Annotated in this window: 23 protein-coding genes; 22 read left to right on the top strand and 1 reads right to left on the bottom strand. The window is 72.9% G+C overall.

Annotated features, from left to right (window positions below):
- The first annotated feature begins 152 nt into the window (after nt 1–152).
- From ACFXOZ_RS37515 to ACFXOZ_RS37475, 9 genes are all read left to right on the top strand, one after another.
- Nucleotides 153–722 carry a hypothetical protein gene (locus ACFXOZ_RS37515; RefSeq protein ID WP_380594426.1) on the top strand — a complete coding sequence of 190 codons (570 nt, stop codon included), beginning with the start codon at nt 153–155 and terminating at the stop codon, nt 720–722.
- 181 nt (nt 723–903) lie between these two features.
- Nucleotides 904–1,179 carry a hypothetical protein gene (locus tag ACFXOZ_RS37510; protein WP_380594424.1) on the top strand — a complete coding sequence of 92 codons (276 nt, stop codon included), beginning with the start codon at nt 904–906 and terminating at the stop codon, nt 1,177–1,179.
- 463 nt (nt 1,180–1,642) lie between these two features.
- Nucleotides 1,643–3,127, top strand: coding sequence for a DUF2637 domain-containing protein (locus ACFXOZ_RS37505; RefSeq protein ID WP_380594422.1), 1,485 nt, complete (start codon nt 1,643–1,645; stop codon nt 3,125–3,127).
- A 284-nt stretch (nt 3,128–3,411) separates the two neighbouring features.
- A complete protein-coding gene (locus tag ACFXOZ_RS37500) occupies nt 3,412–3,966 on the top strand; it encodes a hypothetical protein (RefSeq protein WP_380594420.1) in 555 nt (184 codons plus the stop codon).
- 133 nt (nt 3,967–4,099) lie between these two features.
- Complete coding sequence (locus ACFXOZ_RS37495) at nt 4,100–6,280, top strand: hypothetical protein (RefSeq protein ID WP_380594418.1); 2,181 nt, start codon at nt 4,100–4,102, stop codon at nt 6,278–6,280.
- A gap of 16 nt (nt 6,281–6,296) precedes the next feature.
- Entirely contained in the window at nt 6,297–6,671 is a 375-nt protein-coding gene (locus tag ACFXOZ_RS37490) for a hypothetical protein (RefSeq protein WP_380522402.1), read from the top strand.
- A gap of 3 nt (nt 6,672–6,674) precedes the next feature.
- Nucleotides 6,675–8,975, top strand: a complete 2,301-nt coding sequence (locus tag ACFXOZ_RS37485; RefSeq protein ID WP_380594416.1) for a helicase HerA-like domain-containing protein — start codon at nt 6,675–6,677, stop codon at nt 8,973–8,975.
- A 122-nt stretch (nt 8,976–9,097) separates the two neighbouring features.
- Nucleotides 9,098–9,451, top strand: a complete 354-nt coding sequence (locus ACFXOZ_RS37480) for a hypothetical protein (RefSeq protein WP_380594414.1) — start codon at nt 9,098–9,100, stop codon at nt 9,449–9,451.
- Between the two features lie 131 nt (nt 9,452–9,582).
- Nucleotides 9,583–10,092, top strand: a complete 510-nt coding sequence (locus ACFXOZ_RS37475; protein WP_380522399.1) for an ATP-binding protein — start codon at nt 9,583–9,585, stop codon at nt 10,090–10,092.
- On the opposite strand, the gene ACFXOZ_RS37470 is transcribed toward ACFXOZ_RS37475, so the two are convergent.
- Nucleotides 10,089–10,433 (bottom strand): hypothetical protein, encoded by a 345-nt coding sequence (locus ACFXOZ_RS37470; protein ID WP_380522398.1) that lies wholly within the window; start codon nt 10,431–10,433, stop codon nt 10,089–10,091. The genes ACFXOZ_RS37475 and ACFXOZ_RS37470 overlap by 4 nt on opposite strands.
- Before the next feature lie 162 nt (nt 10,434–10,595).
- On the opposite strand from ACFXOZ_RS37470, the gene ACFXOZ_RS37465 reads away from it, so the two are divergent.
- From ACFXOZ_RS37465 to ACFXOZ_RS37405, 13 genes are all read left to right on the top strand, one after another.
- Entirely contained in the window at nt 10,596–11,156 is a 561-nt protein-coding gene (locus ACFXOZ_RS37465) for a hypothetical protein (protein WP_380594412.1), read from the top strand.
- Between the two features lie 199 nt (nt 11,157–11,355).
- Nucleotides 11,356–12,012, top strand: a complete 657-nt coding sequence (locus ACFXOZ_RS37460) for a hypothetical protein (protein ID WP_380594410.1) — start codon at nt 11,356–11,358, stop codon at nt 12,010–12,012.
- Nucleotides 12,013–12,133: 121 nt separating this feature from the next.
- A complete protein-coding gene (locus tag ACFXOZ_RS37455) occupies nt 12,134–12,424 on the top strand; it encodes a hypothetical protein (protein ID WP_380594408.1) in 291 nt (96 codons plus the stop codon).
- Between the two features lie 175 nt (nt 12,425–12,599).
- Nucleotides 12,600–13,061, top strand: a complete 462-nt coding sequence (locus ACFXOZ_RS37450) for a hypothetical protein (protein ID WP_380594406.1) — start codon at nt 12,600–12,602, stop codon at nt 13,059–13,061.
- A 73-nt stretch (nt 13,062–13,134) separates the two neighbouring features.
- Nucleotides 13,135–13,506, top strand: a complete 372-nt coding sequence (locus ACFXOZ_RS37445; RefSeq protein WP_380594404.1) for a hypothetical protein — start codon at nt 13,135–13,137, stop codon at nt 13,504–13,506.
- 124 nt (nt 13,507–13,630) lie between these two features.
- Nucleotides 13,631–13,885 (top strand): hypothetical protein, encoded by a 255-nt coding sequence (locus ACFXOZ_RS37440; RefSeq protein WP_380594402.1) that lies wholly within the window; start codon nt 13,631–13,633, stop codon nt 13,883–13,885.
- 19 nt (nt 13,886–13,904) lie between these two features.
- On the top strand, nt 13,905–14,639 hold the full coding sequence (locus ACFXOZ_RS37435) for a hypothetical protein (protein ID WP_380594400.1): 735 nt from the start codon (nt 13,905–13,907) through the stop codon (nt 14,637–14,639).
- Nucleotides 14,636–15,499 (top strand): AAA family ATPase, encoded by an 864-nt coding sequence (locus ACFXOZ_RS37430; protein WP_380594398.1) that lies wholly within the window; start codon nt 14,636–14,638, stop codon nt 15,497–15,499. The genes ACFXOZ_RS37435 and ACFXOZ_RS37430 overlap by 4 nt, the downstream gene beginning before the upstream one ends.
- A 222-nt stretch (nt 15,500–15,721) precedes the next feature.
- Nucleotides 15,722–16,288: a hypothetical protein gene (locus ACFXOZ_RS37425; protein WP_380594396.1), complete on the top strand. Its 567-nt coding sequence runs from the start codon at nt 15,722–15,724 to the stop codon at nt 16,286–16,288.
- A 241-nt stretch (nt 16,289–16,529) separates the two neighbouring features.
- A complete protein-coding gene (locus ACFXOZ_RS37420; protein WP_380594394.1) occupies nt 16,530–17,849 on the top strand; it encodes a site-specific integrase in 1,320 nt (439 codons plus the stop codon).
- Entirely contained in the window at nt 17,849–19,765 is a 1,917-nt protein-coding gene (locus tag ACFXOZ_RS37415; RefSeq protein WP_380522386.1) for a hypothetical protein, read from the top strand. The genes ACFXOZ_RS37420 and ACFXOZ_RS37415 overlap by 1 nt, the downstream gene beginning before the upstream one ends.
- The gene (locus ACFXOZ_RS37410; protein ID WP_380522385.1) at nt 19,762–21,318 is read left to right on the top strand and encodes a hypothetical protein; all 1,557 of its coding nucleotides are present in this window, start codon (nt 19,762–19,764) and stop codon (nt 21,316–21,318) included. The genes ACFXOZ_RS37415 and ACFXOZ_RS37410 overlap by 4 nt, the downstream gene beginning before the upstream one ends.
- Nucleotides 21,319–21,334: 16 nt before the next feature.
- On the top strand, nt 21,335–22,083 hold a 749-nt coding region (locus ACFXOZ_RS37405), incomplete at its 3' end, for a site-specific integrase (protein WP_380594392.1).

The raw sequence follows: 22,083 nt of genomic DNA, 5'->3' as shown, positions 1-22,083 counted from the left end.
GCCCTTCCCCCGGGGGCCGGGGGGGGGGTGTTGGCCCGCGCCGAAAGCGGCCCCCCCCCCCCCCGCGCCTCCCCCGCGGCCCGCCGCCGCCCCCCACGGGGGGGGGGCGGACGGCACTGGGCCACGCACACCATCAACGAAGGGACCGCACCGTGCTCACCATCACGACTACCGCCAGGATCGACCAGCTGCGCCAGCGGGCCGAGGAAGCCGAGACCGCCCTTGGCGACACCGCCCGCCAGCTGGGGACGGAGCAGGAGGAGCGGGCCGCACGTGACCTGGAACTGCAGGCCGTGCGCGCCGACCTCAACGCCGCACTGGACGCCTCCGGACAGACCCTCGCCAAAGAGGCGATGGCCAGCGCGGCCCGGGCCCGGAGCGCGTGCGACGTCGTGGTGAAGGACGCGAGCGCGCAGCTCGCGGCCCGCAACCGCACCATCGCCGAACTGCGCGCCGAGCTGGAACAGGTGCGCGCGCGGCCGTCGACGGCCGCGCCGGAGCACACCGTGCTCACCTTCCGCACCGCCCTCGGCGGTCTGGTCGCGCTGATCGGCAAGCCCGCGACCGAGTACAGCGACCGCGAGTTCACCTGGCGCTGCCTGGCCTGCGGGGACCGCAGCTTCGACGCCGATTCCTTCGGCGAGCGCAGTCGCAGGCTGGCCAACGCGCACGCCGGACAGTGCCGGGCGGTGCCGGGGGTACTCACCACCGCGCTCGGTTGACTTCTGGCCGGTGCGACCGTCGGTTCCACCCCGGTCGGGAGCAGTAGGCGCTCCGGTGCGGGGCGCAGGTGTCCGGAGTCTCGCCGCGTACCGGCGCCGGGGCCCTGGAGCGCCTGCGCCCGGTCAGGAGCACGGCCCGCCGACTGGGTTCCCCCTTCCCTGTGCACACCTGGAGTTCTCTGTGAGTACGTTCGCCCCGTTTCTCGTGCTGCTGGTGCCCCTCTCGATGGAGCTGATGGTCGCGGTCTCCGCCTTCGCTCTGCACGGCCGCCGGGCCCCTGGCCGCGCCGTGGGCCGCCGGGCCGCTGCGGGAGCACGTCACCGCGGTGTCACCGGCGATGCGCGGGTGCGGGTACGGGTCCTGGAGTCGGACGGCGGGTCCGGGCCCGCCGCCGGCCCGGCGGACACCACACTCGCGCTCCGCTCGGCGCCGGTCGTCCTCCCCGGCGCGCGCTGAGATCCGGCCAGCGGTCGTTCCGGGCACCGCCGCCCTGCGAGGGCCGCAGCTTCGGAACCCACGGTCACCCGTTTCGGGCCCGGCCCGGTCGGCTGCGGCATCACGTTGCCGACCGGGCCCCACAGCCGCACAACCTCGATCCCCACCCAACCCGCCGACGGCCGCTTCGCCACCCACCGCACCCCACTTCGGGGCCGCGCCCCCCGGTTTCGGGAGCAGCGGCCCCCGTTTCGGGAGCAGCCGTCACCGTTTCGACCACGTCTATCCGGAGGCCTCCGTGACGACCATCGACCTGTCCCCGACGCCGGTTCCGCGCCGCCCGGAGGGCACCGTTCCGCGTCCCGTTTCGGCACCGGCCGCGCCGGTTTCGGCACCGCAGGCCACCCTTGCGAAGACACCCGCGAAGGCTTCGTCCGCGCCCCGGGAGGCTTCGGACGCGCCTCGCAAGAAGCCGAACTGGCTCATGCTCGGCCTCTCGCTGGTGGCCGTCCTCGGCGGCGTCACCGTCGGCGGCATCGGCTTCGCGATGTCCTACGACACCCTCGCCCGGGTCGCCCTCGGCTGGGGGTTCAGCGAGGGCCTCGCGCCCCTGTTCCCGGTCGGCGTCGACGCCAGCATCGTCGCGTTCCTCGCCCTGGACCTCTACATGATCCGCAAGGGCACACCCTGGCCGATGCTGCGCCTGGCCGCGCACGCCATGACCGGCGCGACGATCTGGTTCAACGCCTCGTCACAGGGGTCCATCAGGGCGGATCCGGTGCGGGCGGCCTCCCACGGCGTCATGCCGATCCTGTTCGTACTCGGCGTCGAGGCCGCGCGGCGGCTGATCGTCCACAAGGCGAAGCTGGAGGCCGGCACCGTCACCGACACGGTGCCGTTGAAGCGCTGGCTGCTCTCCCCGGTCAAGACGCCGATCATGTTCCGGCGGATGCACCTGGCCGGAGTCACCTCCTACCCGGAGATGGTCCGCCGGGAGCAGGACCTGCTCGCCTACGAGCTCTGGCTCAAGCGCAAGTACGACGGCGACCTCTCCAAGGCCACGGACGACGAGCGGCTGCCGCTCAGGATGGCCGCCCGCGGGTTCACCGTCGACCAGGCGCTGGCCATGCCGGACGACCAGGAACGCGAGGCGGAGCGGCGAGCGGAGGAGGCCGAGCAGCGCCAGCGCGAGGCCCGGACGCGCCGCGACGTTGCGGAGAAGGAGGCCGAGGCCCAGCGGGTGCTCGCCAACGGCCGGCTGGACCAGGTGCGGGCGAGGGTCGACGGGGAGACCGCGTCCGTGCGTGCCCACGCCCAGGCCCAGATCACGGCGGCCGAGAAGGCCGCCCAGCTCGAACAGGCGGCGCTGGAGAGCGCGGACGTGGCTGAGGCCCGCGCGCGGGAGGCCGAGGCCGAGGCGCGGACGGCCGCGCAGAACAAGGTCAAGGCGCAGGCCGACCTGGAGGCCGCCGGACTGGAGAAGGAGGCCGCCGAGGTGCGCCGCGGCATCGAGGAGGCCGACCGGATCGCGAAGGCGAACGCCGACAAGGCCGCCGCAGACATCGCCAAGACCGCCGCCGAAGCCCGCGACGCCGCTGCCGAACTCGACCGTGAGGCGGCCGTGAAGAAGCAGGCGCAGGCGCGCGCACTGGCCGAGACCGAGCTGGCCGAGGCCACCGCCGCCGAAGCCCGGCTGGCCGCCGCCGAAGCCCGCGAGGCCGCCGCCGAAGTCGAGCGACGCGCACTCGAAGCGGAGGAGGCCAACAAGCTCAAGCCGCGCGAGCGGGCGGTGCGCCGGGTCGCCCGGATGATCCTCACCAGGGCCGAGGGGGAGAAGCTCCCGCTCCAGGCCATCCAGGACGAGTTCGGCCTCCAGTCGCCCAGCACCGCGTCCGAGTACCGCACCGAGGCCGTCGACCTGATCCGCAACGGCTACACGGCCGACGGCGGCCTCCAGCAGCACGGCTGAGCGGCGGCGGCAGTCCGAGCCCGCCCACAGCCGACCCCGGTCATCGGCCTCCCCCCGATGACCGGGAGCGCCGTGGTCTGCGCCGTCGTCCCGCCGATCGTCCGTCACCACGGCGAGCACGGACCCGGCCGCCGCGGGTACCACCCGCGGCGGCCCACCGGCCCCTTCGCCGCCCCTGACTGTCGGACCTCTCGGTCGGTCCTCACCCGCACTCGCCCGGGTGAGGGCCTTCCAAGGCGCCCGGCGCCGAGCACTACCCGTTTCCCCGTTGAAGGAGCGCTGCCATGACCAACGAGACGGCCTACAACGATGCCGCGTACAACATCTCCTCCGTGCCGTCGTGGAAGTCCCCGCCCCAGCACGGCGCCTACGCCCCCAACGCCCGCCTGACCCCGTGGGGGAAGGCGGGCCTGGCCGCCGGTGCGGTGGTCCTCGCCGCGTCGGGCGTCGTCGGCTGGTCGTACTACGCCTCCACCCAGGCGCAGGCCGACGCGCAGAAGGCCCAGATCGCCCTGGACCAGAGCAGGGTCGACCTGCAGCGCCAGCAGCTGGCCGCGGATCTGGCGAAGTCCGTCGAGCAGGAGACACCCGCCCAGACGGCCCGCCGCCAGGCCGTGCAGGCCTGCGTGGAGAAGGCCGCCGGCTCCTACAACGCGATCACCGAATGCGGCAAGGCGTTCCCGGCCGACGCCGCGCCCGGCATGGTCAACACCGCTCAGAAGGTGACGGCCGACGGGGGCGACTCCTCCGACGTCCCCGTGCCCGGACTGGTCGTCCTGGGCGGCGTCGGGATCCTGCTCGTCGGCGGCTGGGTGAAGAAGCGCATCCCCCGAACCTGACAGTCCGTAACCTCCTCCCTCCCTCCTCCCACCCCACGAGAATGCTTCCTCCAGCCGCCCAGGCGCGCGGGAGGAGGCGTCCGCCGGCCGGGTGGGAGGAGGGAGGGAGGTCACAATCAGTGAGGAGAGAACGGTGACCGCGCCCCCCGCCATGAACGTGCCGCCGCCGCCCCCGCACCCGCCGGCGGTGCCCGCCACACCCGTCGCACCGCCCGCGCCGGACACCGCCGGGACGCCGGAGCAGGCCGCCCCCACCGCGGCGCCCGGTGACACCGGCGAGGAGCGCAGCACCCTCGCCGCGCTTCTCGCCCCGGTGCAGCCCGCACGTCCCGTCCTGGGATCGACCGCCGACCTCGCCGGTGACGACCGCGATGACGAGCGCGGTGCCTCCCCGGGCAAGGACGGCAAGAACGCCGCCGGCGCGGCCGCCGCGGCCGGCGCGGGGGAGGGCCCGGTGGCGGCGCTGATCCGGGCGGTCGCCGCCCGGCTCGCCCGCACCGGCACGGCCACCACCGTCAAACGCCAGCACACCGTCAGCGAGAACCGGGTCACCGGGAACTCCGGCAACACCACGAGCACCAACAAGACCGACCGGCTGGCCAAGAACGACCGGTCGGGGCACCACCGCTCCCAGCGCGACGCCAAGGTCGCCGACCTCAATACCAAGAACCAGCAGCACCAGGGCCGCAACCACCAGGACGTCAAGCGGTCCCAGGACCGCAAGGACCACGGCAACCGCGACCAGCGGCGCACCGACGCCTCCGACACCAGGAACGGTGACACCAGGGCGTCCAAGCAGGACAACGGCTCCAAGAGCAGCAGGGACCACCGCAGCTCCACCGACTCCAAGAACTCCGACACGTCGAGGAGCGACAACGGCTCGAAGCCCGGTGCGCAGAACCGCGGCCCGAACCGCTCCCAGGGCGGGTCCGGAACGCGACGCGGCGGGTCCGGAACCAACGGCGGCGGGTCCGAAACGCGCGGCGGCGGCTCCGGAGACGGCAGCCGAGGCCCCGCGCGCGACCACGGCGGCACCCGGACCACGAAGGGCGGGCGACCCGGCGCAAGCGGTGCGGGCGCGACCAGGGAGCCCGGCCCCGCCACCACCGGCGGCGGGTCCGAAACGCGCAGCGACGGCCCCGAAACCACCACCCGGGGCAGCGAACGCGCCAACCGCGGGCGCGGACCGGGGGCAGCCGAGCCCGGAGCCGGCGACCCCGGCCCGGCCGCCCTGACCGAAACCGGCGGCGACAAGCCGTCCTGGTTGAAGAAGGTCAAGGGCTACGTCACCGGACCCTTCCGGAACGAGAGGCGCAAGGACGAGCCGGTCAACACCGTGCCCGCACCGGCCGACCCGCCCTCGGCAGGCATCGACGACAAGGGGCTGGACACCAAGTGGGGCCAGAACAAGCCCCGTGACGAGAAGAACACCGGCACCCCGACGCAGCCCGGCCCCACCGAAACCGGAGCACCGGCCCCCGAAACGGCGCCGTCCGACTCCGGAACCGGCACCGACACCGGGAAGGCCGGCACCAAGGCCAGCACCCTGCTCAAGAACGACGCCGACGAGCAGAACGGCACGGCCGCCCGGCACCGCCCCGCCGCGCCCGAAACCCCGGACCACGCCCCCGCCCGGCCGCCCGCCCCGGGCGGCCCCCACCCGAAGGGCCCGGAGAGGAGCACCCCGAGCGTGAAGACCCAAGACCGACCGGAGATGGAGCAGGTCAGCGGATCCACCGCGGACCTCCGCAAGCCCGCCGAGGGCGGCACGCCGCGGCAGGTCCCCACCGCGCAGCGCGAGCCGTACGCCCCGAACCTCGGGAAGGCGCCCTACCGGGAGAAGGCTCCCGCCGCGGCCGTGGAGGTCGAGCCCCCCACCAAGACCCACGTCAGCTTCAAGCCGCAGGACCCCACGGACCTCAAGAACTACCGGCTCCGCCGGGGCGAGGTCCGTTCGCTGTTCCAGTTCGAGAAGGCCCTGGAGGAGAAGGTCACCGTCCTCGCGCGCATCGCCGAGGACGCCAAGGTCGCCCTGGACCACGCGGCCAAGCACGCGAAACTCGCCCAGCAGTACGCCGAGCAGGCCAAAAGCGTCAAGGGCGGTATCGCTCTGGTCAACAAGCTCGTCCGGCTGGCCGAGCAGGCGGAGGGCCTGCGCACGCGGGCGCAGGCGGCCAGATCGATGGCCCTCAACTCGGCAGAGGGCGTGAAGACCCTGGCCGCCAACGCTCGGACGCGCCACGGCGGTATCTACCGAGCCGTCGTCGACAGCCCGCTCACCGCTCCCGCCGAGCGCCAGTTCTACCGCAGCTGAACAGGAGAAGAACGCCATGACCACCGACACCACCCTGCGCCAGCTGCGGCGCGACGTCCAGACACTGGCCCGCTCCCTGCGCAGCGACCTCAACGCCTTCCGCGGCCTGGCACGGGTGCAGGACGACGAGGCCAGGGCGACGGGGCGGACCGCGGAACAGATCGCGGCCATGAAGGTGGACCAGGCCACCGTGGCCGAGACGCGCGAGGTGGCCCGGGCCATGGCCGGCCTGTCCCAGGCCGCGATCGCGCTCGCCGCCGCCACCGAGACCACCGCCCAGGCCGCGGCCGCCACCGACGAGCAGGCCCGTTCCGATCACGACGGCATCCAGCAGGCCCGCGACCGGTCCCCGGTCGAGATGGCCGACCGTGACTGGTACCGGCAGGAGTAGACGATGACCACCGACGACACCGCACCGGCCCGGGCCGAGCTCGATCCGGCCTCCGAGCGGCGCTTCGCCCTCGCGCAGGTGGCCGCACCGATCGCCGCCGCCATCACCATGCCGTTCCTGGACCCGCAGGCGGCCCTCACCATGACCACGTTCCTGGCCGCGCCCGCCCTGGTGGCCGGCCTGAACGCGGCCGGGCGCCTGCCCGAGGCCGTACTGGACGCCGTACCCGGCGGTGACATCCTGCGCGCCCACCGCGTCCCGTTCCTCGTCTCCTCGGTCGCCACCGTCACCGCGGCAGCCACCGCCACCCTGCAAGGCCCCACCGGCATCGACGCCCTGGTGGCGGGCTTCATGACGATGCCTTCGCTGGCCGGCCTGGTCTCCACCGTCTGGTGGAGCAGCGTCGGCTTCGTCGGCTACTCCCTGCGGGCGGTCCTGGGCAGCAGCCGGCGCCGCAGGGCGAGGGCGGCCAAGCCGCAGGACCCGCGGACGCCCAGGCCCGCCCGGGACGCCGCGGTCGACAAGATCCTCCAGCTGTGGGACGCCCACGTCTCCGGCGAGTACGGCGCCCACACCGGGCAGCACCTGGTCCTGACGGGGCTGGGTGACACCGCCTGGGAGGGTGTCGTCCAGGCCCCGCCGGGCCGCCCGGTGACGGTGACGGCCGACACCGTCTCCGGCGTCTACCACGTCCCCGCCCAATGGATCTCCATCACCGAGGGCCCGCACGCCAGCTCCAAGCGGATCCTCGTGCGCCTGACCGCCCCCTCCGAGGAGGAGGACCGCCACGGCGAGCTGGAGGCCCGCTGGCTCAAGCACGTCGCCCACAGCGGCGGCTGTATGCCCGGAACCCACCTGGAAGGAGTCATCCCCGACCCCGGGACCGGCGGCGAGGCCGCCTGGATCGTCGCGGACGAGGACACCGACGCGATCTCGATGCCGGACCCCGTCCGTATCGCCGGAGCCCTGCGCAAGACCACCCTGCTCGTCAGCGTCGAACCCACCGACGACCCCCGCAGGGCGATCCTGCGCGTCATGGACCGCTCGCCGCTGGAGGACGGCAAGCCCCTGCCCGGCCCCAAGACGCTGATGGCCAACGACAACGGCTACGTGGAACTGGGCAGCGGCGTGTCCGGGCGCCCCGCCCGGGTCCAGCTCTACGACCCGGCCGGAGGCGCCCGCCACGTCCTGGTCGCCGGCGTCACCGGCTCCGGCAAGGGCGGCGCACTCCAGCTCATCGCCCTCAGCTACCACGTCAACGGCGTCGCGATCATCTACGCGGACCCCAAGGGCAGCAGCAATCCCGACGTCGAGGACATGGCCGCGTACGCCGGCTGCGGCCTCGACGAGGCCATGGGCGCGCTGCGCGTGGCCTACGCGATCCTGCGGCACCGGATCCGGGAGAGCCAGCGCCTGCGGGCGAAGAACTTCAAGCCCACCCGCGACCGCCCCTACATCGCGGTGATCCTGGACGAGTACGCCCAGCTCCTCGGGGACAAGAGCCCCTACCGGGCGGAGGCGGCCAGGATCGTCGCGGCACTCGCCGAACAGGGCCGCTCCCTCGGCATCTCCCTGGTCCTGTGCGGTCAGATCCTCAACCTGGACAAGATGGGCGGGGACACGGCGATCCGCGACAACGTCTTCCACGGCGGGGCGCTGATCCTCCTGCGCAGCGACAGCGCCCAGAAGCACCGCGTCGACCTGCCCGACGCCTTCGACGGCGCCGACCCGTCGAAGATCCCCGCGTTCTGGCGCAGCACCAACGACTCGCTCATCTACGACCCGACCGTCCCCGCCGACGACCCCCGCCGCACCTTCGGCCTCGGGTACATCGTCGGCCCGGACGAGCGGGCGGAACTGACGCGCCTGTGGATCCTGGAGTCGGCGGCCGGCCTGTTCGATCCCGAGCAGATCGCGGTCCCGCTCGACTTCCCGGACTGGGACGACCGCTTCGAGATCGCCACCGCCTCGATCGACGGCGCGGACAGCGAAGGCGACGACGAAGACGGCAGCGGCGGATGGCAGCCCGCCTCCGTCACCTACGCCGCCACCCGCGAGCCCACAGCCGAGGAGAAGATCCTCGCCGTACTGGCCAGCTACCGCGACCCGATGCACCTGGAGGTCGGCTACCTCCACATCGACACCATCACCTCCATGGCCCAGGTCGCCGGCAAGACCGTCGCCAACCGCCTCACCGAGCTCGTCAAGTCCGGTGCGGTCGTCCGCAACCCGGACGAGAAGGGCGAGTACGGCCTGCCCCTGCCGAAGAACGCCGACGACGCGAGCAACCTCGTCCCGGCCTAGCCAGCGCTCTGTTGCGCCACCCAACCGAACACAGCCATCCCACCCCGGGCCCCGTCCCCGTCCCGAGCCTCAGGCCAGCAGGCGCGGACGGGGCCCCCACCCTGCGGAAAGGCAGCCCCGACATGACCAACCACCTGATCACCGACTCCTCCGGATCCGGCCTGACAACCGCTCTCGCCGAACTCGCCACCCACCGCCAGGCCCTCCCCGTCGCCCATCTGGAGGCCACCTCGTACGTGGCCGCCGGCGCCGCGTACCTGACCCGCGACGGCGACGGCCCGGCCCACCTGGTCGAGGCCGCGAAGGAAGAGACGAAGCGCCTGGCCGAGCAGGCCGCCGCCGAGCAGAAGATCAACGCCTGCTCCGACCTCGCCGACGACAAGACCCAGGTGCGCCGCAGCGCCGCCGAGTACGGCCTGCCGCTGCTCCAGAACGCCGACCAGGACAGCCTGCCGGAGCCCGCCGAAAGCCTCTGACCCTGGCCGGCCCACCCACCCCACACCGCGTCCGCCGCCCGCCCCGCGACCCCTGGCCGGGCGGGCGGACCGCTTCCCGCACCAACCCGACCGCCCCGGCGGTCACCACGCCCACCGAGAGGAACCACCGCATGTCCACGCACCTGATCGTCGGCCCCACCGGCTCCGGCAAGTCCCGCCACCTCCAGGAGCTGATCACCCAGCCCGCCACCGGCCCCGCGACCACCACCTGGGCCATCACCCCCCGCAGCGAACTGGCCGCCGCCGACCGCCGCGCCACCCCCGACGGTGCCGAGCAGATGCTCGACCACGCCCTCACCATCGTCGACCAGCGCAACGCCCGTCTGCGCGACGCCCGCCAGCGCGCCCACCAGCCCACCCAGGCCGAACCCCGCGTCCGCCTGCTCATCGACGAGGCCGAACACCTCCTGCGCCGCGAGACCACCGCCGAGCAGTTGTACCGCCTGGTCACCACCGGCCGCCCCGCCGCCGTCGAGACCGTCATCGCCGTCGCCGACCTGCGCCTGAGCACGTGGCCGTACGGGCTGCGCGACCACTGCCTCGCCGGCACCGTCACCCTCCTCCGAGGCGCCCGCACCGTGCCCGGCCACCAGGCGCTGGCCGACGTCCCCCAGGACTAACCGGCAACATTCAGCTCTCCCTGATCTGACCGGCACACCCTGCTGCGCGCCGCCGCCTGCTGGACCTGCTCGACCTGCCCGGCCTGTTCAACCTGCGCCCGGCCCACTCCTCCCCGACTGCGCTGGCAGAGGCCCTGGAGGCCCGCCGGGCCAAGGCCCGCAACCGTCGGGCCTCCCTGGCCGACGCCGGGCACTGGAGGCTCCAGCGCCCCGTCGCCTTCCAGCCCGGCCTGGTCGAGGCCGTCACCACGGCGGCCGACACCACCGCGCACCTCTACGCCCTCGCCGAAGCCGCACGGGCGCACCTGGACCTCACCCGGGCCGACGAACTGCGCCTGCACGAGCTGCTGCTGGAGGCCGCGCAGGCCGGTGACGACCTGGAGCGCCGACTGGCGGCCGCCGCCGCGTACGCCACCGGCCCGAGCACGGTCTGACGCAACACCCGCACCCGGCCAGACCCGGCCGGCACCCACCCGCACCACCAACCGAAGGGACTGACGACCATGCAGGACACCACCACCAAGCTGCCCGACTGGTACGGCCTCGCCGAGGAGACCTACCGGGCACGGCTCCAGGACGAGCAGACCAGCACCTACCAGACGGTGAAGTGGCAGGTCGACGCCATCAACGATCACCTCCACAGGCTCGGGATCACGCCGATCCGCCAGGCCCAGGTCGGCCAGGGCCTGGTCCTCAAGCCCGCCCTGCTCCTGGAGCCCGACTACGACGAAGGCCTGTACGAGGTGTCCGCGACCTGGGACACCACCTCGGGCCACGTGGCCGTCGCCGTGCGGGGCGCCGAGGACCGCCCCTCCAGTGCTCCCCGCGTCGGCAGGGCCCTCTCCGGCATCGGCGACGTGGCCGAGGCCCGGTGCTGCGGCGTGCCCGCGCCCAAGCCCGAGCCGCTGAACCTGCGTGCCATCGCGCTCGGCGCCCTCACCAACCCGGTGAACCCTGACCACATCTCGCCCGAGGCCCACGCCATCGTCGAGCAGCTCGCCGGTCTGACCGCCGCGGTGCTGTACGCCGCCGACACCGTCAGCCGATCCGTCTCCCGGCCCTGACCGGCGCCGGGTGATCACGCTGCCCGCCGCGCAGCACCCGCCTCCCGGCCCGCCAGGCCGGACAAGGGCGCAGCGCGGCGAGCGGCGCGGCCACCCGGACCGACTCCGACCGGCCTGGCCGTCGACTCCGCTCTCGATACGGCACGGCGCCCCGCCGAACGCAGACACCGAAGCTCACCACCTACGAGGAGACCAGCAGATGCAGCCCTGGAACCGGGACGACCACCAGATCGCCCAGGCCGAACGCGCCATCCTGACCTTCACCGGCGGCCGGACGCTGATCCTTGCCGACTGGCAGATCACCGAGAACGCCCCGAACCCGGACGGCCGCGTCTACGCCGAGCTGCGCGGCTGGGCCGCCAACACGGGCGGCGCCGGCACCGCCCAGGACCCATGCACCATGCCCGTCGAGTCGGGCCGGGCGCAGCTGGTGCTCGCCGAGCTGCGCGGCCGCGAGCCGCTGCGCGACCTCGCCGTCCATGTCGGCGTCGGCTACCCCGGCAAGCCGTTCCCGAACACCTGGGACCACCCCGGCGCGCTGGCCACCGTCTCCTGGATGGCCCGCAGGGTCGACGAGAACGGCCGCCAGGTCCCGGAGACCGAGATCGGCTCCACCCGGTGGACCGACCCCGGCACCGGCCGCGAGTTCGACCTCGAAGCCGCCTTCCTCCTGGACGGCGAACCGACGGGCAGCATCACCTGGCGCTACGACGACCGGTGGCAGGGCGGCGTGCCGGTGCTGCACCCCTTCTGGGGTGACGACCGCACCCCGGCGTTCGGCGATCGCCTCCTGATCACCGACCGCCGACTGGTTCCGGCGACCGGGACGCCCTCTGGCTCGTCCGCCGCCCACTAACCCCGCCAGCTGGGCAGCAACCGCGCAACGCGGTCCGGCCGACGGCGGACGGCCGGACCGCCCCGCCACCGACCGAACTGGGGCGGGAACACCTCCCGCTCCACCAGAAGGGACGACGACCATGGGCATCTACTGGGGCGACCACGTCGGACACGCCAGTTGCCTGACCACCCAGAACCTCGCCGAGCAGTTGCGGCTCGCGGACATCGGTGGCTCCGCCACGATCCAGACGTTCCTCACGGCCCTCGACGGCAATTTCCACGGAGCCCTGACCTTCACCCGGGCCCAGGCGGAGGAGATCCGGGACGCCCTCAACGAGGCCGCCGGCCGGATCAGCCCCACCGACTGGCAACACCTGGCCGTTGAGCTTGCATACGACGCCGCCGCAGCCGGTGGCTGGACCGTCGAATGACACCCCTGGCGCCTCGCGCGCCGTACGCACCCTCCGGCCTTAGCGCGACCGGACGGTGGCACGCCACCCCCGACCGCCTGCCCCGCCGCCCCTCGGCGGCTCGACGCTCCTGATGGAGAGGACCCCATGTCCGCACAGACCCAGCAGTCCCGCCCCCCTGGGCAAGACGCTCCCGATGGAGTTGTTCCGCAGCTGGCGCCGCCGCCGCGCGCGGCGCCGTGAGAACGACGCCCTCGCCCACACCGTCACCTACCGAGCCGACGGCACGTACCGGCCGGAGGGTGTGTTCCACTGCACGGCCTCCCGCTGGCTGGCGATCGCGGCGGCGAACGGCGGCGACTACGGCATCATCGGCAAGATCTGCGAGCCGGACGGCACGCCCATCCCGGCCTACGCGCCCAAGCCGGTCCTGCTCAAGACGCTGCGCCACCGCGCCGCCGCGGGTGCGCGCGTGCAGGTCGAACTCGGTCCCGCCGAGATGGGCACCCTCGTGGACCTTGCCCACGACGTCGGCGACGAACAGCTCCTCGACGCGCTGCGGGGCGCCGTGGCCCGCAACGCCTTTCCGCTGCACATCAACCTCGACGAGCCGCCGCCGAACCCCCCGGCGCCCGAGGCCGGCCCCGAGTCCGGGTGAACACCCGCCAGCCCCGCCCCCGCCCAGGCGCGACCGGCGACAGCCTGCCGCACCAGACCCCGTGGAGAACCCGATGACCGCGATCAGCACGCCCACCGAGCCCGCCCAGGACAGGTACCCGCCGCCACCGGACGAACCGCACCAGCCGGACTGCCCCGGGGGCTGCGACGGGACCGGGGTGCACCTGGTGACGATGACCTGGGACGACCAGGGCGACGGGATCTTCGTACCGGTCCACCAGGAGCACGTCGACTGCTCGGCCGGCCAGGATCAGGAGCCCCACCCCGAGGACTGCGCCGAGTGCGACGGCACCGGGTTCTCCTACGAACACGGCTACCGACACCTCTGCCAGCGCAACCAGGCGCCGGGCCGGCCCCCCTTCTGGGACGACATCGCCGACGACGAGGGGCCGTCCTACCCGGCCGCGGACGACCACCCGTTCTGAGGCAACCACCCACCAGCCCCCCACCGCCGGGCCCGGCAGTCCATCCGGGCCCGGCCCCGCACCGCCGGGCACGCCCTGGCCGGGCAGCTCAGGCGACAGCGACACACCCGCCTGGAGACCCCCTTTGCCGCACGACCCGATCCACGACAGCACCGCCGACCTCGACTACGCCGGCACCGGGCTCAACCTCGCCGACTCCCTGCTGCGCCGCTCCCTGGCCTGGGCGCCGCCGCACGACCGCCTCGACCCCGATCAGAGCGCCGCCGACTACCGCGCGCTCCTGCACCTGGACCAGCTGCTGTGGCCGCCGGCCAGCCGCAGGGGTGCCGAGCCCCGCCGCCTCTCGACCAGTACCGACCCGGGCCCGAGCGCCCACTGACGAACGGAGGACCACCGCCGTGAACCCCATCACCCGCCCCGCCGCCGCCCCTGATGCGCACGGGGACGACGTGCACACCTACTTCGGCCTCTCGTACGCCGGCCACCTCGTCCTGAACCGCTCCCTCCTCCAGTCCATGCCTCCCGGGTGGCAGCGGATGTTCGTTCTGCTCATGCGTCAGCTCAACGACGCCTTCGACCATGTGCCCCAGCCCGAGGCGTACATCGTCACCGCCGCCACCGAGCACATCGTCCGCGAGCTCAGCGACGCCGACCTGGCCGCCGTCGGCATCACCCGGGACTGGTACGGCGGCCTGACCGAGCCCCAGGAGCTGCACGCCGAGGCGCTGGCGGCCTGGCAGGACGAGCACCGGTTGGACGAGCCGGTCTACTCCGACGGCCGCAGCGAACTCGACCCCGACGGGCTGGTCCAGCTGCCCGTCGCCGACCCGCTGCCCCACTACAACCGCGGCCGCACCCGCGTTCCCCGGACCATCCCCGAGCCGCTGCCGGACGGCGCCGAGCTGTTCGATGCCTACCAGCACCTGGCGAAGGCGACCAGCGGCCTCGCCACCGCGAGCACCGACCTCGACGGCCACCTCGTCCAGGGCCTCAAGCCCGGGGCCGTCGCCGACGTGCTGGAACTCGCGCTGGCGGTAGCCGCCGCCGGCCTGCCGCTGGAGGGCACCGACTACCCGCGCGCCTACGCCACCACCCGCCCCACCCCGGCTGCCCGTACGCAGGCGCAGCGGTGAGCCCCGCGGCGACGGCCACGGCGCGCACGCTCACCGAGTTCGGCCTGCCCGATCCGGTCCTGGTCCTGACCATCGGCTGCTCGGGGTCGGGCAAGTCCACTCTGGTCCGGGCCTTCGCCCGCGACGACGTGCTCAGCGCCGACGCGCTGAGGGGCCTGCTCACCGGCAGCCGGGCCGACCAGAGCGTGAACAGCGACGCCTGGGCACTCCTGCACCTGGTGCTGGAGCAGCGGATGATCCTGCGGCGCAGCACCGTCGTTGACGCGACGAGCGCGACCGCAGCCGATCGTGCCGAGCTGGTGCGCCTCGCGGGGGAGTGCGGCGTGCCGGTGGCGGCGATCGTGGCCGACACCGCCTTGCCGGTGGCGCTGGCGCGCAACGCGCTGCGGGACGGCGCGCTGCGGGTTCCGGACGATGTCGTCCGCGAGCAGTTCGAGCAGATCGCCAGGAGCCTGCCCGGCCTGTCGGCGGAGGGGATCGAGTACGTCCGCCCCGTCAGCTCGCTGCCGCTGCTGACCACCCTGCTGCGCCGCCGGGCCGAACGGGACGCCGGGGTCGAGGCCTTGGCGCGCGAGGCCCGCGCGGTGTTCGGCGCCGGCCTGGCCGCGCTGATCACGTGGGACGGGCCCGGCAGCGACGGCGCGGTGCACGGCCTGCTGGCCGCCGGGACGGAGTCGCTGGAGCTGCGGTACCGGGGCGGCGGCGACGCGGGCCAGGACGGGTTCCAGACGATCGCGGTGTGCGAGACGGGCTGCTCGGGCCCGGCCTGGGTCAACGTCCGCAGTGCCGCCGACCTGCTCGACGTCGCGGCGGGCTGGTTCGGCGACGAGGCCCTGTGCGACGCCTGCCACGGCACCTGACCAGCGGTGGGGCGCCCATCAAGGTGCACACCTTGATGGCCGGGCCGGGCTCCCCAATTGGGGAGCCCGGCCCGGCGAACCAACCTGTTACCACTTCGTGACCTTGATGGGTGGTCGGCATCAAGAGGTCCGTCAAGGAATGCGCGGTTCACTGCCGCACCCGAAGCCGGGCCGCCCGGCCGGCGCCCGCGAACACCACCCCGACACCGAAGGGCCACGCCCGTGACCGCCTCCACCGAGCCCTACGTCACCCTGCCCGTCGACACCACCGACGACCCCGGGACGATCGCCGCCACCGTCGCCGCGATGGCCGCGTGCAGCGCCGCCTTCGACGTCGTCACCGGCGACCGACGCATCCGCTACCGCCCCGAGGAAGACCTCCTGGCCGACGCCCTGGCCCTCGCCGCCGTCCGCGACGCCTACCCGGACAACCCCTCCGTGCCGCGCCTGCTCCGCGACGCCCGCCTCATGTACCACCAGCGGATGCTCGACGACCAAGCCGACCGCCGCCACCCCGGCATCGTCGACCCCGGGCGCAAGCGCGCGAACCGGACCGAGGAGTTGCTCCTGGAGGCGGTCGTCCTCGACATCGTGTCCCTCCAGTGCGCAGCCGACATCCACAGCCCCACCGAATCCGCCCACCTCGCCAACCAGCTGCGCAGGCTGCTGAACCTGACCCTGCTCGACCACTTCGAGGTCCGCGCGTGGCTGCGGGGCGCCTACGCCGACTGGCTCCGCAACGGCCCCCACCGATTCGAATGCCCCGGCGGCTGCTTCGGCTCCGGTTAGGTCTACATCTGGTACATGTCTCACAAGCCCCTGAGCTGGGCCTATGGGTGGGCTGGAGTCCCGTTAGCGTTCGTGTGTCCTATTTGTCTCACCGAATGCTGCAATGGATCACTTCTTCACTTCAAGCGACCGGGTCCGCAGGTACTGGGAGCCGATACCCGGCGTCGATCTGGACGCCGTGGCCTATGTCACTCGATCGGGTGCACTGCCTGACGGGACGCCGTTCTTCCTCGATGAGGCGATGCGGCCGGCCGAGCCGCTCTCGTCGTTCTTCCGCTCAGAGGCGAAGACCTTGGGGGCGTCGTCGCTGCGGGACTACACCTACGACCTGCTCGACGTGGCGGACTTCCTGGCCGGCCTGGAGATTCCGGCGGACCTGCTGTCCGCGACCGAGGATGACCTGATCGCCTTCCGCGACGACCGCACCCAGTACCAGGACGAGCCGGTCAGCCCCGCGACGTGGCGGCGCCGGCGGGTGGCGATCAACAACTTCTACGGCTGGGCGGTGGACTCGGGGGCCCTGGAGCACCGGCCCTACCACCGGCGGAAGAACGGCCGGGACGTGCTGGCTTGGGGCGCCGTGTCCCAGCTCGACGTACGCCACCTGACCTTCGACCAGTGGCGCGTGTTCAAGGACGTCGGCCTGCGCGGCCTGCTGCCCGATGGCCGAGTGGATCCGGCGTTCCGCGGCACCGCCCCGCTGCGCAACAGCTGCGCGGCGGACCTGGCGATCAACACCGGGATGCGCTTGCGGGAGTTCAGCAGCCTGCTGGATATCGAGGTCGGCCCGCCCCGCCGGGACGGCTCGGCCCGGCTGGTGGAGCTGGAGGCGATCGCCAAGTACAAGCTGCCGCGTACCGTGGAGATCCAGGACGCGACGCTGCGCGAGATCGACCTCTACCGCCGCATCGAGCGGGCCCAGGTCGTGCGGCGGGCGGCCAGGACGCTCGCGCTCCGGCGTGAGGAGCTGTTCGTCGTCGACGACATCGACCTGCGGCAGATGAAGCTGAGCGGGGTACTGCACGGACGGCGGCGCACGTTCACGATCAAGCTGATGGACGCGCCGCTGCGGCGGATCACGGTGAGGGAGACCGGCCAGGGGCTGGAGCCGATGGCGCTGTTCGTCGGCCGGCACGGCCGGATGCTCAGCCGCCAGCGCTGGGACCAGGTCTTCGACGCTGCCCAGGCCCGGTGCGAGGCGGTGGTCGAGGAGTTCGGCCTGGAGCTGGAGATGCCACGCAACATCCGGATCCACGACCTGAGGCACACCTTCGCGATCTTCATGCTCGAACTGCTGACCCAGCTCGTGCTGGAGCGGGCGGCGAAGGAGATCCGCGACGGCGGCCGGAGCCCCGCCCACCTGGGCGAGCACCTGGCCGGCAACGCCTTCCTGCGCGTGCAGCAGCTGCTCGGACATCTGCGTCCGGAGTCGACGATGCGGTACCTGCGCTACATCCGCCGGACGAACCTGCTGGTCGCCCAGGCCGTCAAGGCGTGGAACGACCAGGACACGACGTTCGCCGAGTACGCCGCCCGCGAGGCCCGCAAGGCGGTGGCCTGATGCCCCGCCGTGGAGAGCGCCGTCCGCGTGCCAACGCCCGGTCTGAGGTGCAGCCGGTGGTGGTCGACGCGATCGGGATCCGCTCCAGGAAGGAGGTCAAGCGCACCCGCGTGGTGGAGGCGCGAATCGACCCCGGCGCGTTCCAGTGCCCGGCGCTGGCCGCGCAGCTGGCCGACGCCTGGCTCGACTACGCCGCGAAGAGCGCCCTGGCCGCGGGCAGCCACCAGCGCGGAGCGGTCGTCAGCTTCTGCGACTTCGCCGGCCCGCACCTGGCCCGGCTGGGACACGATCCGGCAGGGGTGCGGTTGGAGAGCGGGCACGTCGACCTGACGGAGGTGGTCTTCGCCTGGGAACAGCACCTGCCGACCCGGTACTCCCGCCAGTCGACGATGCCGTACGCGCTGGCCAGCGCCCTGCTCAACCTGATCGACCACGCGGCTCGGCGCGACCCGAGCATCCCGGACAAGCTGCAGGACCGCGCTCGCGGCACCAGCGTGCTCCGCAAGAACACCGGCCAGGTCCTCGACGAGTTCTCCAACCGCGAGCGCCTGGCCCTCAAGGGATCGGCGATGGAGGACATCAGGGCGCTGGAGAAGCGCCTGGCCGCCGGGCGGGACCTCCTGACCGCCGGGCAGGACCCCCGCGAGGCCGGCTGGCGGACGCCGGCGAACCTGCTGTGGGCGGCCCGGCACGGCATCCTGACCACGGCCGCCCTGCGGGACAACCTGCCGGCCCACGCCAGGTTCTGGCCGCAGGAACTGTGCGACCTGCGGCTCGCGGCGAGCGGGCGCGGTGCCGGGCTGGCAGGGCTGGCCTCCGGCGTGAGCCGGATGCTGTTCCCCAGCGAGAGCGACCTCCAGCCCTTCCGGGTCCTGCTGCTGCTGGCGATGACCGACTGCACCCCCGAGGAACTGCACCGCCTTCGCCTGCCGGAGATCGAGTTCGGCCCGCAGGGCGTCAGGATCGTCCAGACCAAGAACCGGGCCGGACGGATCCGGGCCGACTTCCATCCCACCGACCCTCAGGGGAAGTCGGGGGAGGTGCGCTTCGAAGGCGGCGGGCGGTGGGACGTCCCCGGCCTGATGCGGCGCCTGGTTGCCGTGAACGAGCTGACCCGGGAGGTGTTCAACTGCGAGCCGTGGCTGTTCACCGCGACCGAACTCGGCCAGCAGGGCCACCTGCTGGCCCGCTTCGCCGCCTTCAACTACGAGGGACGCCGCTTCACGAACTGGATCAGCGGCCACGAGGAGCTGGAGATCAGTCGGCCCCACGACACCCGGCGCCTGCGCAAGACCGCGAAGACCACGCGCGTGGCAGCGCTCGGCGGAACCCTGTCGGACCTGGCCGGAGACGACCACCACATCCAGGTGTTCGCCGGCCACTACGCGCACGGCACCACCGCTCACACCCTGGCGGCCCGCGCGGTCAACAACGCCCAGCGCAAGGTGTTCGACCGCCTCGTCGGCAAGCCGGTCCTCGTCCTTCCCGACGCCGAACGTCAGCTGGGCGAGCCCGCGGGCATCGAGGCGCTGGGCATCACCGCGGACCAGGGCAAGGCCCTGCTGGAGGGCGAGCTCGACATGGGGCTGACGAACTGCAAGGAGCCGATGAACTCACCCCACACCGGGCCGGGCAAGCCGTGCCACGTCGCCCCGGCGATGTGCATGGTCTGCCCGAACGCCGTGGTGTTCGTCTCGCAGCTGCCCCGCTTGCTGCTGTTCGCCGACCACGTGGAACGCATGCGCGAGCGCCTCGCCCCGCCCGTGTGGCAGCAGCACTGGGGAGGCAAGGCCGCCGCCCTGGCCGAGCTGTTCGAGCAGTGCGAGGAGCGCCTGCCCGCGGCCCGCGAGCAGATCGCCGCCGGCCATGTGGACCTCGACCTTCCCCTGGGGATGCGAACGGAGTACGACCGATGACCACCGCCCCCGCCTCCGCCGGCCCTTTGCGGTCGCTGACCTTCCGCGACGACGAGCCCGTCTTCGACGCGATGCCCGGCCGCCTTCCCGACACCCCAAGCCCGGTGTTCGCTCGCACCGACGCCTGGCCGGCCGACTGCCTCCAGCGGCCCGCGAACAGGCCGCCCGCCCACTGGAAGTACTACTTTCCGGTCGATCCGCTGTGGAACCTCACCGCCCGTGAACTGGCCTTCGCCATGTCCAACCCCAGCCACAAGGCCCTTCGCGACGCCGGTCTCTTCCTCAAGATCGGCAGGTGGTCTCCGTCGACGGTGATCGGCGACTGCGCGCGGATCGGTGTCCTGGCCCGCTGGGCCGACGACAACGGCTTGCCCGCCACCCTCGCCACCTGGAGCCCCGAGGACTGGCAGGCGTTCATCGACGACCGGGCATCGGAGAACAAGCCGAAGACCGTCATGACCTACGTCGACACCGTGCGCCACCTCGTCCACTTGGCCCCGGTCCTGACCGCCGCCGGGCCCCTGGCCGATCCGTGGCCGGGCCTGTCCGGCCGTCAGATCGCCGAGGCCAGCAGTTCCCGGACCCTGTCGACCAAGGCGATCCCGCCCGCCACCTGGTGGCCCCTGCTGAAAGCGGCCTGGGCCTGGGTGGACCGGATCGGTCCGCAGATCCTCGACCGGCGCGAGGAGCAAGCCGCCCGAGAGGCGGCCCCGGCCCCGCTTCCGACCGGGTACCGGCCCGGCCCGGCTATGGACGCCATCCTGGACGCCTGGCTGGCCGACCCCGCACGCGTCATCCCGGTCTCGGACCGGCCTCGCTCGGGCCGCCCGGCCGGAACACCGGCCTGGTCGACCATCAGCCTCGCCGTCACCGGCCACAACCCAAGCATCTTCTCCCTCGCGGGCACCGGCCGTGAGCGGGCCCTGGCCCGCCGGGCCAAGGTCCAGGCCCTCATCGACCAGGGCCGCGCCGCCGCGGTCGACCCCAACGGCGGCGCCGGCGAACTCCTCGGCGTCCAGCACACCCGCGCCACCGACACGCGACGGGGCAGCAGGGAAGCGTTCCAGCGGGAGATCGACGAGCGGATCGACCTGTGGCTGCGGAACCCGGAAAACCTGATCCCCGTGCACATCCGGCTCGAACCCGGCGACCAAGGGGTGCCCGACGGCGAGCCCGTGTGGAGGCTCTTCACCAGGCAGGTCTTCGGGCGCCGCTACCCCGCGGCCTTCGAGACGAACCACCCGGCGGTAGAGCCGCGCAAGGAACGGATCCGCCAAGCCGTCCGCGATCCGCTCCGCCGCACCGGCGACAGCCGCGGGCTGGACGAGCTGCGGATGATCCGGGCGGCCTGCTACGTCTTCATCACAGCGCTGTCGGCCATGCGCGACTCCGAAAAAGGGGCGGAATTGCGTTTGATGCAACACTCGACGGGGCGGTCAACACGCATAACCGCAGGTGGGAGGGGGTGCCTTCGCGGTCACCGGGTGAGGGGCAACCGATCGGCCAGCGGCTCTTGCGCTCGACGCGCGCCATCCCAACAATGTTGCATCTAACGCAACGGAGGTTGGAGTGGCTAGAGCGGCTGATCTGGCGGGGGCAGCCCAGCTGATGCTCGTGGACGGGGTTTCGTACCTGGACCCCGAGCCGGCGGTGTTCGAGGCGATGCTGGAGGGGTGGACCAAGCAGCAGCGGAGCCGCTTCCTGAACTGGGACTCGACCATCAAGCCGAGGCTGTCGTTGGTCCGCCGGTTCGCCGAGTTCACCAACCAGTACCCGTGGCAGTGGCAGCCGGCCGAGGTCGAGGCGTTCATCGACCACCTGCGTGCGAAGACGCCGACGTTCACCGTGTCGAGCGGCCGCGGCTACCAGAACCACCTGCGCCTGTTCTGCGAGTACATCACGGACGCGCGCTACGGCTGGATGAACGTCTGCCAGGAGCGCTTCGGCCAGGTGCCGGTGCAGATCCTGCACGAGTGGAACACCGTCACCCACGTCAGCGAGTACGAGGGCGACCCGAGCCGTCGCCCGCTGACCTATGACGAGATCCAGGCCCTGTTCGACGCCGCCGACGGCCGGGTCGAGGAGATCCGCAAGCGCGGCCGCAAGGGCGCGTTGGCTGCGATGCGGGACTCCGCCCTGCTCAAGAGCTACTACGCCTACGGCATGCGCCGCCGAGAGAGCGTTCAGCTCGATGTCGCCGACCTGCGGCGGAACCCGAAGGCACCGCAGTACGGACGCCACGGGGCGATGTTCGTCCGGTACGGGAAGTCCTCGAAGGGCAGCCCGCCCAAGCGCCGCACCATCTTCACGGTCCCGGA

Source organism: Kitasatospora sp. NPDC059160 (assembly GCF_042755465.1).
In the GTDB taxonomy this organism is placed as follows: Bacteria; Actinomycetota; Actinomycetes; order Streptomycetales; family Streptomycetaceae; genus Kitasatospora.
This window is presented reverse-complemented; position numbering and strand designations above follow the sequence as displayed.